Source organism: Candidatus Poriferisodalis sp. (assembly GCF_965262965.1).
Taxonomy (GTDB): Bacteria; Actinomycetota; Acidimicrobiia; order Acidimicrobiales; family Poriferisodalaceae; genus Poriferisodalis.
The window spans coordinates 910048-923625 of sequence record NZ_OZ253573.1 but is presented as its reverse complement, the minus strand read 5'-3'; the positions used below and the strand labels follow the sequence as shown (position 1 = coordinate 923625).

Below are 13578 nucleotides of genomic sequence, written 5' to 3'. Positions count from 1 at the left end.
CGGGCTGCGAACTCGTTGGACTACCCGTCGTGCTCGCTGTCTCCCTCGGTGCCGTGCTCGTCGCTGCCTGACTCGGGATGGGCGCTCCAGGTGCCGAATTGCTCACCATCCGCGGGGAGGGTGATCTCAGCTGACTTGCCGGGTTGCAGGTCACCAGGGGTAGTGGGTCCGAGTTCGACTCCGTTGGACAGATGAACTTCGACACGGACTTGGTCGAGCACGGCGTTGGATGTGTTGGTGACGGTCCCGACGAAGGCATCTTGGTCGGCGTCATAACGAAGGACGAGACGGGCGCCCTTACGGCTTTCGTCGTACGACTCGTTCTTGGTGTATTGCGTGCCGGATTCCTCGTCGCCCTCAGCACCCTCGGCACCGCCGGAGTGTTCGCCGGAGGACTCTTCGCCCCCATGCTCACTGGCGGATTCACCGTCACCGTGTTCACCGGCGGATTCCTCCCCGCCGTGTTCGTCGGAGGATTCGCCGCCGCCGTGTTCGCCTTCGGATTCGTTGTCGCCTCCGCAGGCGGCAAGCAGCAGGCCCAAGCACAGGGCCAGTGCGGCGAAGAGAGAGCATTTGCGTTTCGTCATGAGTGATTGGCTCCTTAGTTTCGATCGCGGAAGCGACCTCGTCGAGACGCATGGTCGCTCCCGAACACTGAGAGACCGGTAAGAACGAGCGCCTGTCTTCTCAGTCTTCTCTCAGCTTCCTCTAGGCATACCTCGGCCAAGATGGGTACGTGCGCGTGCTGCTGGTTGAGGACGAAGTCAACTTGGCGGAAGTGATTCGCGACGGTCTGGCAGAGCACGGAATGAACGCAGACGTCGAGCACGATGGCGCTGCGGGCCTGTGGCGGGCTCGCGAGGGCAGCTACGACGTGATTGTGCTGGACATCATGCTGCCGAGCCTCAACGGCTATCTGATCTGTCGGACACTGCGGGAAGAAGGCGACTGGACACCGATCCTGATGCTGACCGCGAAAGACGGCGAGTGGGACGAAGCCGAGGCGCTCGACACCGGTGCAGACGACTTCCTGGCGAAGCCGTTCTCGTTCGTGGTGCTGCTGGCCCGTTTGCGTGCTCTCGCCCGCCGGCCGCCGACTCCCCGGCCAGCGGTGCTGGAGGTGGGGGACCTGGTGTTCGATCCGGCGACTGTCTCAGTTCGGCGTCAGGGGCATGAGATCACCCTGAGCCGGACCGAGCTGGGAGTGCTGGAAGTGTTGATGCGCGCTGGCGGGGCACCCGTATCGAAACGGGAAATCTTCGCCAGGGTGTGGGGATTCGACACTGACGTGGACCCCAAGATCGTTGAGGTGTACATCGGGTACCTGCGTCGCAAACTCGATGAGCCCTTCGGAGTCAGGACGATCACCAACCAGCGCGGCGTCGGCTATCGCATTGTCGAGCCGGCGACATGAGGCTCCCGAGGCTCGGTTCTGTCCAGTTTCGGACCACGCTGGCGGCAACGGTGGTGGCCGCGCTCGTGCTGGTGACGGCCTCGATAGTGATCGTGCAACTCGTGGAGCGCAACCTTGCCAACAATGCGCGGACTGCACTCGGCGATGCTCTGGAGTCGGCTTCGCATGCGGCCAGTGGCGAAGGGTCCAGCGAGAGCGACGACGCAGAGGGTGCCGAAGGCGGTGCAGCCCACGAGGACGGCGCTCGCATCGCCGAGCGGGACGCCGATGGCTCTGCTGGCGACCCAGAACAAGCCTCAAGCAGCGATCTGCGAAACGAGCAACTCGCTGAGGCATCGATCCAAGAGGTTCGCGACGGTGTCGACGCCGTAGCAGATGCGCTGAAGATCATCGTGCCGGTTGTCGTGCTGCTCCTCGGCGCCGCGATCTGGATCGCTGTCGGGCGGACGTTGCGACCCGTGCGCGACATCTCCCGTCGTGTCGCAGCGATCAGCGGGTCGACGCTTGATGAACGAGTACCGGAACCCAGCGGCGACGACGAGATAGCAGAGCTGGCTGGATTGATGAACGAGATGCTGGACCGGCTCGAGTCCGCCTCGGAACGCCAGCGAGCGTTCGTGGCAGACGCCAGTCACGAACTCAAGTCACCACTGGCGACCATCGTCGCCGTATCGGAGATTGCCCAGATCAGCAGCGATCCCCAGCGACTGGCCGAGTTGGCCCCGAAGATCGAGACCGAGGCCCGCCGAATGCAGGGTCTGGCAGCAGACTTGCTGGACTTGGCTCGACTCGATGCACAGCGCGATGACCGGGATTTCTCAACCGTCGATCTGTCGGCGGTGTGCAGGGAGGTCGCTAGCCGGCTGGACGATGCCGATATCGACATCGTTGTCTCATCCAACGGGTCCGTTCTGGCATATGGCACCGGCACGCAGATCGAACGTGCGGTGTTCAACGTCGTGGAGAATGCCGTTTGCCACGCCGCGAGCCGGGTGCAGATCACCACGATGAGCTCTGCGGACACTGTGCGGGCAACCGTCGAGGATGACGGGGCAGGCATCGCTCCAGCCGACCGGGAGCGGGTGTTTGACCGCTTCGTCCGACTTGACGGTTCCCGACAGCGCGCCTCCGGCGGCGCCGGTATCGGTCTGTCGTTGGTCAAGGCAATCGTTGACCGGCATTCCGGAACGGTCGAGATCGGCAAGTCGGCTGCCCTCGGCGGTGCTGAGGTGCTCTTGGAGTTGCCTCGTGCCGCACTGGCAACGCTCGATGAACCAGAGCCAGCAAGCCCAACCGAGCCTTGACGACGACTGTGCCTGAGCAATCCCGAAGCGTGCAGCTAACGTGCGCCGTCGTCGCTGTGGCGCGGCATCCACGACGTGACGAGGCACAGGCTCGTCTGGCAGGCAGGAGCACCCGATGGACTTTCTGAAGATGAACGAGGGCGTGATCAAGGAGTTCCGTGAGAACGACGGCAACTGCAGCGGTTGGCTCAAGGGTGCTCCGATGATCCTGGTCACGATGACGGGCGCGAAGACCGGCCGTGAGCTGTGCTCGCCGCTCGTGTTCTCGACCGACGGCGACGACATCGTGGTCATCGCGTCCAAGGGCGGCGCCCCTGAGAATCCGCTGTGGTTCTACAACCTCGTCGCCAATCCGACGGTCACGGTCGAGGTCGGCACCGAGACCTGGGAAGCCACAGCGCACCTCACCGAGGGCGATGAGCGCAAGCGGCTCTTCGACGCCCAGGCTGCGATGATGCCGCAATTCGCCGAGTACGAGAAGAGCGCCGGTGAGCACGGCCGCGAGATCCCCGTCTTCCGCCTGACCCGCAACTGACCCTCGATCGGGAGCCGCCCGATGATTGACGCCACCCGATCGGTGACCGACGCCGAGTTGGAGACATATGACCGAGACGGCGTCGTCGTGCTGCGCGACATCTGCCCGGCGGGCTGGGTCGACGAATTTCGAGCAGCCCTCGACGAAGTGTTCAACCGGGATACCGAGACGGGGCGCGAAGGGCTGGTATCGGGCGCGAGCCGGGCCGGGAGCCGGGTGGACGTCGCCGATCGCGTGCGCCAGATGCTGGACGATCACGATGCCTCGACGCTGGCGATCGAGCCCGATCGGTTGCCGGAAGGTCGCAGCATCGTGGAGACCGATGCGTGCAGCTGGCACGAGGGGCTGCGCGACCTGCATGTGACGGGTCCGCTTCCCGAGGTGGTCGCTGCGCTGACCCGCAGCGAGCGAGTGAACCTGTACAGCGACCAGATGTTCCTCAAAGAGCCCGGTTCGAGCGTGCGCACGCCGTGGCACCAGGACAAGCCGTACTGGCTGCTGCAAGGCACCAAGGTGGCGGTCTGCTGGGTTCCCGTCGACGAGGTCACGATGGAATCCGGCGTCATGGGCTACGTCGCCGGGAGCCACCGCTGGGGAAAGGTGTTCAAGCCGAACGACTTCGTGACCTCGAAGGGCACGATGAATATTCCGGGGCTGAACTTCGACGGTCTCGATGACCTGCCTGCGATCGACGACCATCCCGACGACTTCGACGTTCGCAGGTACGAGGCCGGTCCGGGCGATGTCATCGTGCATCACTGGATGACGCTGCACGGCTCGCTTGGCAACGTCAGTGCGGACCGGCTGCGGCGGGCGGCTTCGGTGCGTTTCGCAGGCGGCGACGTCACCTTCTTCAAGCGGCCGTCGTTCCCCGAACCGTTCCGCAACACCGTGGGGCTCGACGACGGCGACAATCTCGACGGCGCAGAACGCTTCCCCAGGGTCTGGCCCCGCCAATACTGACACGGTGACAAATGACTACAATGTCACTATGACGGTTCTGTCGATTCGCTTCCGGCGCCCGGGCGCGTATGACCGTCTGAAGCGGCGAGCACACCTGGGCTCAGAATCGATTTCTGCGGTGGGCGAGCGATTGATCGACGAAGGACTCCGCATGGAGGCTCACCCCGGGGTCGTGTTCCGCGACGGGCCAAGCGGTCGCAGAGCCGGTTTGGCTGCCGGACCGGACGTGTGGGAGATCGTGGGACTGTTGCGAGACCTACAAGGCAGTCTCGATGTACGAGCTGCCCATGTCGCTGACCAGATGGGCCTTGCAGAGTCACAGGTCCGAGCCGCGAGTCGCTACTACGCCGAATTCACAGACGAGATCGACGCCGAGATCGCTCAGAACGACGAAGCAGCAGAGCTCGAGTTGGCCGTCTGGGAAAACGAGCGCCGACTGCTCTCGGGGTGAGGCTGCTGCTGGACGAGATGCACGCTCCAGCGGTCGCTGCTGAGCTGCGACTGCTCGGACACGATGTTGTCGCCGTCAAGGCGCGCAGCGAACTGGCGGGGTTACCCGATGCCGAATTGTTCATCGCTGCGACGACAGACGGCCGTGCAATGGTCACCGAGAACGTCAAGGACTTCGCCGCTCTTCACAAGTCGAAAATCGCCGCCGGGCAAGGGCACCCGGGCGTGATCTTCACTTCTTCGCGCCGGTTCCCACGTGGGGCAGGCGATCACGTGCCGGAGTTGGTTGATGCGCTCGCCAAGTTCCTGACCGAGCACGCTGTTGCGTTCGAGGAATCCGAATCGTTCGTCTGGTGGCTCGAACGAGTTGAACCATGACGTGCGTGCCGACGAGCGAGCTTTCCCTGCCCATGGCGTTGCACCCGCTCATGAACCAAGAGCTGGCGCACGACTCCGACCGCCTCATTCCACGCGGCCGCCTCATCGACATTCCTGACCGCGATGTCTGAGCGCTATCTCGTCATGCCCCGCGGCATCAACGTCGGAACCCGTAACCGAGTGCCGATGGCACAGCTCAGGTCGGTTTTGGTGGACATGGGCTATCACGACGTTGCCACCGTCCTGCAGAGCGGGAACGTGATTCTCACGGCTGAATCGGCGGTGGCCGACGAGGTCGCCGCCGCAGTGCAGCAGTTGCTCTCCGAAGAGTTCGACGTCAACGTTCCCTGTGTCGCTCGAACCGCAGACCAGATTCGCGCGGTGCTCGACCGCAATCCGCTTCGGGAGGCCGTTACCGACAATTCCCGCTATCTGGTGAGCTTCCTCTCCGAGGAGCCCGGCGTGGCAGCGGCAGCCGCGCTCCTGGAGGAAGACCACAACCCCGAAGCCCTCGCGATCGCGGGCACCGAGGCGTTCGTGTGGACGCCGGAGGGCGTCAAGGCGATGACCCTGTCGTACGCCTACCTCGAAAAACGTCTCGGCATCGTCGTCACCGCCCGCAACTGGAACACGCTGCAGAAAGTCGCCGCCAAGCTCTGACGCGGCTGCGATCATTCATGCCATGACTATTCACCAGGGATCTTTGAGAGATTCGTTGACGCGATGAGCTTGACAAGTGCGCAGCGCGCCGAGGCGCTGGAAGAGTGGGCGGATCGAGTTGACCGAGCAGATCTCGTCGTAGCCGACACCGCATCGCTTCAGCTCATCAGCGAACTCGCGACCCGACGTGACACCATCGACGACGAGCTTGTAGAGGCTGTGCGGTCAGCACGTGCCGAAGGTCGAAGTTGGTCCATGATCGGGGCCATGCTGGGGGTGTCGAAGCAAGCCGCGCAACGCAAGTACGGGCCAATGGTTGTCGCAGAAACGACAGAGACAGTGGGGCCTCGCCGGTAACCCACCCTGCCTCGGCTGGTGCTGAGAAACTCTTCGTGCCCCGACGGACCTAGATGGTTAGTTCCTAGGGGTGGGGTCCACCGGTTGTGGGGTGAGGGTGTCCAAGCTCGGGGTGTGTATTCACGCTTCGATCTTGGAGGTTCTCAGCATGGGCCCGGACTTGGACACCCTCGCGGCCGCACTGTATGTGAGGATCGATGACCTGTTGGCGCAGAACCCTGGGTTGGCGCCGCAGCGGCCTGTGGTGGGGTTCGCCCCGAAGCTGACCGACGCGGAGCTGGTCACCTTGGCGGTGTTCTCGGCGCTGCTGGGCTTCGACAACGAGTCGCAGTTCGTGCGCTACGCGAAAGCGCATCTTCGGCCGTGGTTCGCGTATCTGGCGAACCGCGACGGCTACAACAAGCGGCTGCGGCGCAGCGGCGAGATGATCGCTCGTGTCATGGGGTGTCTCGCACGCGAGTGCGAGTCGTGGCACGACGACGTGTGGCTGGTGGACTCCACCCCGGTCGAGTGCGGCCGAAGCCGCGAGACCCAAAAGCGCTCCGGCCTCGCGGGATGGGCCCAATACGGCTGGTGCGCGTCGCATTCCCGCTGGTTCTGGGGCTTGCGGCTGCACCTTGTCGCCACACCCTCAGGTCTGCCGGTCGCGTTCGCTCTCGCCGACGCGAAAGCCGACGAACGCGAAGTCTGCGCCGACATGATCGACGCGGCCCGCATCGCCCGGCCGGGCCAGACCCTCATCGCCGACAACCGCTACCGAAGCGCTGCGTTCGAAGCCGACCTCAACGACGACGGCATCACCGTGCTGCGCCCCGCCACCCGAACCGAGGCCCCGCGGCCCCGCGCAAAGTTCCTGCGGCCCCTGCGCCAGATCATCGAATCGATCAACTGGACCCTCAAAGGCCAACTCACCCTCGAACGCCACAAAGGCCGCACCCGCGCCGGCGTCGCCGTGCGCATCGCGACACGGCTCCTCGCCCTCACCGCCGCCATCTGGCACAACGACACCTACCGACACAGCCGACCAGCACGCTCACTCACCGCATACGACCACTAAAACCTTGGAACTAATCATCTAGGAGGGTGGTCGGCAATTGGGGTGTGTTGTGCGTGCGCGGTTGTGTGACCGGTGGTGGTGGTCGGGTCACCCCGGGTTGTGGGTTCGGGCCGGGGGTGGGCGCGGGTGTTCTGCCTGATGATGCCGAGGCGGCCGGCGCGGTCGAGGTTGAGGGCGGCGATGCGCAGGTCGAGCCACAGGTTGGCTTTGTCGAGGCCGCGCCAGGGGACGTTTTTGGTGCGGGACTTGATCTGGGCGATCTTGCGTTCGGCCTGGGATCGCAGTCGGTATCTGGCGAGGAATTCGGGTTCGTGGCGTTGTGCTCTCGCGGGGGCGAGGAGTTCTTCGTGGGGATTGATCTCGATGATGCGGCCGCCGTCGCGTGTGGTGCATCGCGCCTTGAGCTCGCATTGGGAGCAGTCCGTTGCCGCGAACCGCACCTGGCGCCGTTCGGCGGCGGGATGGGTGCGGTGTTTGCCTGCGGGCAGGTGACCGTGGCGGTTTCGAGGTCGATGTCGAAGTCGGCTTTGGTGAGCATGCCCTCGCGGGCCGGGATCGGCGCGGCGGGCGCGACGAGGTCGATGCCTCGGTCGGCCATCGCTCGGCGGGTGGGCCCGGATCCGTAGTGGGTGTCGGCGATGATCTCCGCGACCGGGACCGGGTCGGCGTCGATGAGGTCACCGATCACCGCGGCGTCGTGGACGGTCGCGAGCGTCGCGGTCGCTGAGCAGATCAGGTCCGAGTCCACATCCGCAGAGACGTGCAGCTTGTATCCGTCGTAGCGGTCGGTGCGCGAACGGTGCCCGTGCCGGGCGTCGGGATCGACTGTGGAGACGACCCGGCCCGGGGCCACCCTTTGAGCTATCCGTGCTGTTTCGGCTCCGTCGTCGTCGGCGGCGATCTCGATGTCCTGGCCCGCCACGACCCTCAACAGCTCGACCGCTGCTGCCAGGCCGGGATCGTCGAAACGGGCGCAGAACCCGATGACGGTCTCGGCGTCGCCGAACAGCTCCGCGACCAAAGCAGCCCGCGCCCGGGGGTCTGCCCACATGACCTGCGGCTTGCCTTGCCGCCCGTAGTCGTCGCGCGACAACAGCCCCGCCAACTCCGCTGCGGCCCCGGCGTCGAGCGCTGCCAGCGCCCCGACGCACCTGCGGACCCCGGACCTGATCAGCGTGATCGTGTCCTGGGTCAGCACGCAGTCCGCCACACCGGTCGAGTCCATCGTGCGTCGATGGCCGATCACCCCGGCGCGTTTGGCTGCGATCTTGACACGATCCCCCAAAAACGACTCCATCCCGGCGCGCACCAGACGCGCCCGGAACTCCACCAGCACCACATGCGCGATCCCGCGATGCTCCAACGGCAGACCCAGCGCCGCTTTCCACGACATGTCGAACCGCGACCGCCGCTCAGCCTCACGGTCCGACACGCCATAGAACAACCCCAACAACAACAACGCCGCCACCACCGACGGCGGATGCGACCGCCGACCACGACCAGACGCATACAACGCATCAAAATCCGCATCACAAAACAGCTCGCCGCGAGCCTGCCCCAACGTCACCAAGAACCCCTCAGAGTCGAGCAGATCGCCCACCATCACCCCGACATCGAAAATCGAACCCTGACCATCAGCCGAACCGCGCACCCCACCATCATCCGCGATCACAACCCCCAACACCAGGACCCACACCCAGACTTTCCGACCACCCTCCTAGGTCGGGGCGGGCTGAGTCGGGCTACAGCGACGGTCCACTGCTCGATCGTCGCTGACTTCGCCGGCTGGGGTAGGCGCTGTCGAGCCTGTCGGCGGCGAAGTAGCCCATGGCGGGTGTCTGGAGATGAGCGGGCACGGCTTGGGTGAGCAGGTCGAGCAGCTCGGTCTCGGTGCGGATGCCGAGGCCTCGGATGAGGAGTTCGCAGTCTGCTTCGTCGATCGGCCGTCCGCTCACGAGCTTCATGGCCAGGACGTAGCGGTCGCCTGCGGAGTCGATGACGAGACTGTGGCCGGTGTAGATGCGCTCGGGCTCGATCGGGAGGTTGACACGTTTGAGCTTGGCGCCGTCGTTGAGCCAGTCCGCTCGCAGGCCGGGATGGCGGCGGCTGATTTCCTCGACGGAGCGACGCAGCCGAGCGGTCATGCCTTCGGAGATGACGTCGACATCGGCTGTGAGTCTCGAATCCGACTTGGTGGCGATGACGGCGCCGCCGGCAATGTGAAGGTGGAGCTGCTCGACAACGCCGCTTTGGGTGAGCAGCTCGTCGAGCTCCGCGAAGTACCGCAGCATCTCCGGTGCGGCGAACAGGGACGCCCCCGCTGTGGTGCGGCGATCAGCGGAAGCCATGCACCCGGTAGTCGTCGAGAGCGGTCGGCACGAACCAGACGTTGTGCCGCTCGCATGCCGGCGGCGCGACCGAGCGGACCCATGCGTTCCATTTGGTCGGAGCGAGCCGCTGCTGGGTCAGCGACACGGGCCGATCGGCTCGGTGGGACGCCACCCACGCGGGAGGGCTCAGATTGTCGCGTTCGCACAGCCCGTCCACTACCGCAGCGATTCTGGCGAGATCGAAACGACGCGGTCCGAGCCGATGCCAGGGCCGGTGCCGTAGCGGAGCGTCGGCGACCATGCGGCGGCGCCGAACGTCATCGGACGCTGCCCAATCCTTGACGAACTGGCGGAGCGCGACGACACGGCCACGCCCGTCGTCATCCGCGATCAAAGCGGGCAGGTGGCAGGCGCGCAGAAGCCTCTCGGGAGGCTGCACTGTCGTCACGCCGGGGACCTCGGTCACAGTCGAATCGTAACTGCGAGCCGAGCCGGGCCAGCGCGGCAGCTCGTTCTGCTGGCTCACGGGCTCGAGAATGCGGCCGCATGCGCGGACGTGGTCGACTGCAGGCCGGTCTCAGACGCTGCCGAGGAGCACGGATTCCGCTTCGAGGCGCTGACTCCCCCGGCTGATGTTCGACTGTTGATAAGAGATCTTATGTCAAGTCGATGTTTGCGGGCTCGCTCCCCTGCGAACGTAATGGTTCATGTCGCGTACCCGCGTTTGGCCATCCAGCCAGGGATTGGGCCCACGCGCAGGCTGGCCCGGGGGTAGAGCTGGCCGCCGACCACGCGCTCCACGACGAACTCGAACACCTCGATCGTTTGGATGTGCGCGGCGACGATCATCGCCGCATTTGGCACGCACCGTTCTTCGCCGGACATGTCTGCGAGGGCCTCGGCCTAGGAGGGTGGTCGGCAATTGGGGTGTGGTGTGTGTTGTTTGTTGTGCGTGCGCGGTTGTCTGGTCGGTGGTTCGGGGTGGGTTGGGCGCGGGTGTTCTGCGTGATGATGCCCAGGCACATCGTCGGTCGGCCAGTGGGGCCCGGGGTCGCTGGTCGGGGCGGGTGTTCTGCCTGATGATGCCGAGGCGGCCGGCGCGGTCGAGGTTGAGGGCGGCGATGCGCAGGTCGAGCCACAGGTTGGCTTTGTCGAGGCCGCGCCAGGGGACGTTTTTGGTGCGGGACTTGATCTGGGCGATCTTGCGTTCGGCCTGGGATCGCAGTCGGTATCTGGCGAGGAATTCGGGTTCGTGGCGTTGTGCTCTTGCGGGGGCGAGGAGTTCTTCGTATGGGTTGATCTCGATGATGCGGCCGCCGTCGCGTGTGGTGCATCGCGCCTTGAGCTCGCACGCTGAGCAATCCGTTGCCGCGAACCGCACCTGGCGCCGTTCGGCGGCGGGATGGGTGCGGTGTTTGCCTGCGGGCAGGTGACCGTGGCGGTTTCGAGGTCGATGTCGAAGTCGGCTTTGGTGAGCATGCCTTCGCGGGCCGGGATCGGCGCGGCGGCGGCGACGAGGTCGATGCCTCGGTCGGCCATCGCTCGGCGGGTGGGCCCGGATCCGTAGTGGGTGTCGGCGATGATCTCCGCGACCGGGACCGGGTCGGCGTCGATGAGGTCACCGATCACAGCGGCGTCGTGGACGGTCGCGAGCGTCGCGGTCGCTGAGCAGATCAGGTCCGAGTCCACATCCGCGGACACGTGCAGCTTGTATCCGTCGTAGCGGTCGGTGCGCGAACGGTGCCCGTGCCGGGCGTCGGGATCGACTGTGGAGACGACCCGGCCCGGGGCCACCCTTTGAGCTATCCGTGCTGTTTCGGCTCCGTCGTCGGCGGCGGCGATCTCGATGTCCTGGCCCGCCACGACCCTCAACAGCTCGACCGCTGCTGCCAGGCCGGGATCGTCGAAACGGGCGCAGAACCCGATGACGGTCTCGGCGTCGCCGAACAGCTCCGCGACCAAAGCGGCCCGCGCCCGGGGGTCTGCCCACATGACCTGCGGTTTGCCTTGCCGCCCGTAGTCGTCGCGCGACAACAGCCCCGCCAGCTCCGCTGCGGCCCCGGCGTCGAGCGCTGCCAGCGCCCCGACGCACCTGCGGACCCCGGACCTGATCAGCGTGATCGTGTCCTGGGTCAGCACCGAGTCCGCCACACCGGTCGAGTCCATCGTGCGTCGATGGCCGATCACCCCGGCGCGTTTGGCTGCGATCTTGACACGATCCCCCAAAAACGACTCCATCCCGGCGCGCACCAGACGCGCCCGGAACTCCACCAGCACCACATGCGCGATCCCGCGATGCTCCAACGGCAGACCCAGCGCCGCTTTCCACGACATGTCGAACCGCGAACCGCGAACGGCGCTCAGCCTCACGGTCCGACACGCCATAGAACAACCCCAACAACAACAACAACGCCACCACCGACGGCGGATGCGACCGCCGACCACGACCAGACGCATACAACGCATCAAAATCCGCGTCACAAAACAGCTCGCCGCGAGCCTGCCCCAACGTCACCAAGAACCCCTCAGAGTCGAGCAGGCCGCCCACCATCACCCCGACATCGAAAATCGAACCCTGACCATCAGCCGAACCGCGCACCCCACCATCATCCGCGATCACAACCCCCAACACCAGGACCCACACCCAGACTTTCCGACCACCCTCCTAGAAGTGCAGAACTGGGCCGCAAGGACCTTCGTCGAAGAACCTCGATGCTGCGGTCGTGGAGTCCCTGAAGAGCGGGCAGGGTCGCTCGGGAGGAGCTCTGCGTCACGCGTCGAAAAAGGTAGATCCTGGGTGTGCGTATCTACCCTACGCTCGGCGTCATGAGCCTCAACATCAAGAACAACGAAACGTGTCGACTTGCTGAGGAGCTCGCGCACTTGACCGGGGAATCCAAGACAGGAGCGATCACCCAGGCGCTCAGAGAACGCCTTGAACGGGAATTGCGACGGCGCAGCGTTGATGCTCGTGTCCGTGAGTTGCATGCCATCGGACAGCGCTGCGCGAGCCTGCTCACCGACGGACCACCAGCGGTCGCACATGGCGATGCGCTCTACGACGAGTACGGATTGCCCAAGTGATCGTCGATACGTCGGCGGTCCTTGCGATCCTGTTTGCCGAGGAAGATGCTGACCGCTACGAACTTGCGCTGGCACGGGCCGAGAACTGCCGAATGTCCTTCGCAAATTTCTTGGAAGCTGCCATGGTGGTCGAAGGCCGTGGCGGAACCGCTGCGGGTGACGAACTTGACCGCCTCGTCGACCGCGCGCCGATCCAGCTCGTTGAGGTGACGGCCGAACAGGCGCATGTAGCGCGACTGGCGTGGCGACGCTACGGGAAGGGTCGGCACCCCGCCGGGTTGAATTTCGGCGATTGCTTCGCGTACGCGCTGGCGGAAGTAACCCAAGAACCACTGCTGTACAAGGGCGGCGACTTCGCAGCGACTGACGTTGAATCAGCATGATGCAGCCGACTCGGCGGGTTGTGTAGAGAGACGCCTTATGGCTGGCGATTGGCAGTTGTTGATTCGGGATGTGCCGGACTTTCCGCGGGCGGGGATTGTCTTCAAGGACATCACGCCGCTGCTGGCAGATCCGGCGGGGCTGCGATCTTGCGTCGACGAGTTGGTGGCGCCGTTCGAGAACCGCAGCGTCGACCTCGTTGCGGCGCCTGAGGCTCGGGGATTTGTTGTCGGCTCGATGGCAGCGGTTCGACTGGATGCCGGCTTTGTGCCGTTGCGCAAACGCGGCAAGCTTCCTCGCGAGACGTTGCACGCCGACTACGAGCTCGAGTACGGCTCCGAGCGGCTCGAAATGCACACCGACGCGATCGTCGACGGGGCAAGAGTGCTGCTCGTCGACGACGTGCTGGCCACTGGTGGCACGGCGGCTGCTTCCGCCCGACTGGTCACGCTCGGCGGCGGCGAGCTGGTCGGCTTCTCGTTCATCGTCGAGCTCGCATTCCTCGACGGGCGTCGCCAGCTCGGCAGGGCGCACATCGCTGCGGCCGTCACCGTCGAATAGCGCTCCCGCCAGCTACAGCCGTCACCGTCCAGCAACGCACCCGGCAGCCACTGGCACGAATGACGGTGGTGTGGCGTTGGCGCGGCGACCGCGCTTACGGTGAG

18 protein-coding genes and 3 pseudogenes are annotated in these 13578 nt (G+C 65.3%); 13 read left to right on the top strand and 8 right to left on the bottom strand.

What is annotated here, in order from left to right:
• Positions 1 to 20 precede the first annotated feature (20 nt).
• Positions 21 to 587 (bottom strand): hypothetical protein, encoded by a 567-nt coding sequence (locus ACQY5K_RS04320; protein ID WP_428120380.1) that lies wholly within the window; start codon positions 585 to 587, stop codon positions 21 to 23.
• A gap of 149 nt (positions 588 to 736) precedes the next feature.
• Here ACQY5K_RS04320 and ACQY5K_RS04315 point away from each other — a divergent pair, with 149 nt between their 5' ends.
• The 10 genes from ACQY5K_RS04315 (at position 737) to ACQY5K_RS04270 (ending at position 7118) form a co-directional block, all read left to right on the top strand.
• A complete protein-coding gene (locus tag ACQY5K_RS04315) occupies positions 737 to 1414 on the top strand; it encodes a response regulator transcription factor (protein WP_428120378.1) in 678 nt (225 codons plus the stop codon).
• Positions 1411 to 2718: a sensor histidine kinase gene (locus ACQY5K_RS04310; protein ID WP_428120376.1), complete on the top strand. Its 1308-nt coding sequence runs from the start codon at positions 1411 to 1413 to the stop codon at positions 2716 to 2718. The genes ACQY5K_RS04315 and ACQY5K_RS04310 overlap by 4 nt, the downstream gene beginning before the upstream one ends.
• Before the next feature lie 115 nt (positions 2719 to 2833).
• The gene (locus ACQY5K_RS04305; RefSeq protein ID WP_428120374.1) at positions 2834 to 3253 is read left to right on the top strand and encodes a nitroreductase family deazaflavin-dependent oxidoreductase; all 420 of its coding nucleotides are present in this window, start codon (positions 2834 to 2836) and stop codon (positions 3251 to 3253) included.
• Between the two features lie 21 nt (positions 3254 to 3274).
• Positions 3275 to 4216, top strand: a complete 942-nt coding sequence (locus ACQY5K_RS04300) for a phytanoyl-CoA dioxygenase family protein (RefSeq protein WP_428120372.1) — start codon at positions 3275 to 3277, stop codon at positions 4214 to 4216.
• Between the two features lie 28 nt (positions 4217 to 4244).
• Positions 4245 to 4667 carry a hypothetical protein gene (locus ACQY5K_RS04295; protein WP_428120370.1) on the top strand — a complete coding sequence of 141 codons (423 nt, stop codon included), beginning with the start codon at positions 4245 to 4247 and terminating at the stop codon, positions 4665 to 4667.
• Positions 4664 to 5044, top strand: coding sequence for a DUF5615 family PIN-like protein (locus ACQY5K_RS04290; RefSeq protein ID WP_428120368.1), 381 nt, complete (start codon positions 4664 to 4666; stop codon positions 5042 to 5044). Before ACQY5K_RS04295 ends, ACQY5K_RS04290 begins: the two co-directional genes overlap by 4 nt.
• 5 nt (positions 5045 to 5049) lie before the next feature.
• Positions 5050 to 5175, top strand: coding sequence for a hypothetical protein (locus ACQY5K_RS04285; RefSeq protein WP_428120366.1), 126 nt, complete (start codon positions 5050 to 5052; stop codon positions 5173 to 5175).
• The gene (locus ACQY5K_RS04280; RefSeq protein ID WP_428120364.1) at positions 5168 to 5704 is read left to right on the top strand and encodes a DUF1697 domain-containing protein; all 537 of its coding nucleotides are present in this window, start codon (positions 5168 to 5170) and stop codon (positions 5702 to 5704) included. The genes ACQY5K_RS04285 and ACQY5K_RS04280 overlap by 8 nt, the downstream gene beginning before the upstream one ends.
• Before the next feature lie 63 nt (positions 5705 to 5767).
• Positions 5768 to 6061: a hypothetical protein gene (locus ACQY5K_RS04275; protein ID WP_428120362.1), complete on the top strand. Its 294-nt coding sequence runs from the start codon at positions 5768 to 5770 to the stop codon at positions 6059 to 6061.
• A 148-nt stretch (positions 6062 to 6209) separates the two neighbouring features.
• Entirely contained in the window at positions 6210 to 7118 is a 909-nt protein-coding gene (locus ACQY5K_RS04270) for an IS982 family transposase (protein WP_428120360.1), read from the top strand.
• Between the two features lie 14 nt (positions 7119 to 7132).
• On the opposite strand, the gene ACQY5K_RS04265 is transcribed toward ACQY5K_RS04270, so the two are convergent.
• The 7 genes and pseudogenes from ACQY5K_RS04265 to ACQY5K_RS04235 form a co-directional block, all read right to left on the bottom strand.
• Entirely contained in the window at positions 7133 to 7558 is a 426-nt protein-coding gene (locus ACQY5K_RS04265) for a transposase (RefSeq protein ID WP_428122546.1), read from the bottom strand.
• A 134-nt stretch (positions 7559 to 7692) separates the two neighbouring features.
• A pseudogene (locus tag ACQY5K_RS04260) lies at positions 7693 to 8721 on the bottom strand (transposase); the annotation flags it as partial.
• Positions 8722 to 8860: 139 nt separating this feature from the next.
• Positions 8861 to 9466: a hypothetical protein gene (locus tag ACQY5K_RS04255; protein ID WP_428120358.1), complete on the bottom strand. Its 606-nt coding sequence runs from the start codon at positions 9464 to 9466 to the stop codon at positions 8861 to 8863.
• The gene (locus ACQY5K_RS04250; protein WP_428120356.1) at positions 9453 to 9914 is read right to left on the bottom strand and encodes a hypothetical protein; all 462 of its coding nucleotides are present in this window, start codon (positions 9912 to 9914) and stop codon (positions 9453 to 9455) included. Before ACQY5K_RS04250 ends, ACQY5K_RS04255 begins: the two co-directional genes overlap by 14 nt.
• Positions 9915 to 10153: 239 nt before the next feature.
• Positions 10154 to 10312: a hypothetical protein gene (locus tag ACQY5K_RS04245; RefSeq protein WP_428120354.1), complete on the bottom strand. Its 159-nt coding sequence runs from the start codon at positions 10310 to 10312 to the stop codon at positions 10154 to 10156.
• Positions 10313 to 10607: 295 nt separating this feature from the next.
• Positions 10608 to 10829: pseudogene (locus ACQY5K_RS04240) on the bottom strand (transposase); the annotation flags it as partial.
• 134 nt (positions 10830 to 10963) lie between these two features.
• Positions 10964 to 11440 (bottom strand): annotated as a pseudogene (locus ACQY5K_RS04235) (transposase); the annotation flags it as partial.
• Between the two features lie 834 nt (positions 11441 to 12274).
• On the opposite strand from ACQY5K_RS04235, the gene ACQY5K_RS04230 reads away from it, so the two are divergent.
• From ACQY5K_RS04230 to ACQY5K_RS04220, 3 genes are read left to right on the top strand one after another with little or no spacing between them, the layout of a single operon-like run.
• Positions 12275 to 12532, top strand: a complete 258-nt coding sequence (locus tag ACQY5K_RS04230; RefSeq protein ID WP_420443497.1) for a type II toxin-antitoxin system VapB family antitoxin — start codon at positions 12275 to 12277, stop codon at positions 12530 to 12532.
• On the top strand, positions 12529 to 12915 hold the full coding sequence (locus tag ACQY5K_RS04225) for a type II toxin-antitoxin system VapC family toxin (RefSeq protein WP_428120352.1): 387 nt from the start codon (positions 12529 to 12531) through the stop codon (positions 12913 to 12915). Before ACQY5K_RS04230 ends, ACQY5K_RS04225 begins: the two co-directional genes overlap by 4 nt.
• A gap of 37 nt (positions 12916 to 12952) precedes the next feature.
• Positions 12953 to 13474, top strand: coding sequence for an adenine phosphoribosyltransferase (locus tag ACQY5K_RS04220; RefSeq protein WP_428120350.1), 522 nt, complete (start codon positions 12953 to 12955; stop codon positions 13472 to 13474).
• Positions 13475 to 13578: the final 104 nt, after the last annotated feature.

Bases quoted from the DNA above. Each gene is read 5' to 3' on its own strand.
- ACQY5K_RS04320 (WP_428120380.1), bottom strand. From the start codon at position 587: ATGACGAAACGCAAATGCTCTCTCTTCGCCGCACTGGCCCTGTGCTTG.
- ACQY5K_RS04310 (WP_428120376.1), top strand. From the start codon at position 1,411: ATGAGGCTCCCGAGGCTCGGTTCTGTCCAGTTTCGGACCACGCTGGCG.
- ACQY5K_RS04305 (WP_428120374.1), top strand. From the start codon at position 2,834: ATGGACTTTCTGAAGATGAACGAGGGCGTGATCAAGGAGTTCCGTGAG.
- ACQY5K_RS04300 (WP_428120372.1), top strand. From the start codon at position 3,275: ATGATTGACGCCACCCGATCGGTGACCGACGCCGAGTTGGAGACATAT.
- ACQY5K_RS04295 (WP_428120370.1), top strand. From the start codon at position 4,245: ATGACGGTTCTGTCGATTCGCTTCCGGCGCCCGGGCGCGTATGACCGT.
- ACQY5K_RS04280 (WP_428120364.1), top strand. From the start codon at position 5,168: ATGTCTGAGCGCTATCTCGTCATGCCCCGCGGCATCAACGTCGGAACC.
- ACQY5K_RS04275 (WP_428120362.1), top strand. From the start codon at position 5,768: ATGAGCTTGACAAGTGCGCAGCGCGCCGAGGCGCTGGAAGAGTGGGCG.
- ACQY5K_RS04270 (WP_428120360.1), top strand. From the start codon at position 6,210: ATGGGCCCGGACTTGGACACCCTCGCGGCCGCACTGTATGTGAGGATC.
- ACQY5K_RS04255 (WP_428120358.1), bottom strand. From the start codon at position 9,466: ATGGCTTCCGCTGATCGCCGCACCACAGCGGGGGCGTCCCTGTTCGCC.
- ACQY5K_RS04230 (WP_420443497.1), top strand. From the start codon at position 12,275: ATGAGCCTCAACATCAAGAACAACGAAACGTGTCGACTTGCTGAGGAG.
- ACQY5K_RS04220 (WP_428120350.1), top strand. From the start codon at position 12,953: ATGGCTGGCGATTGGCAGTTGTTGATTCGGGATGTGCCGGACTTTCCG.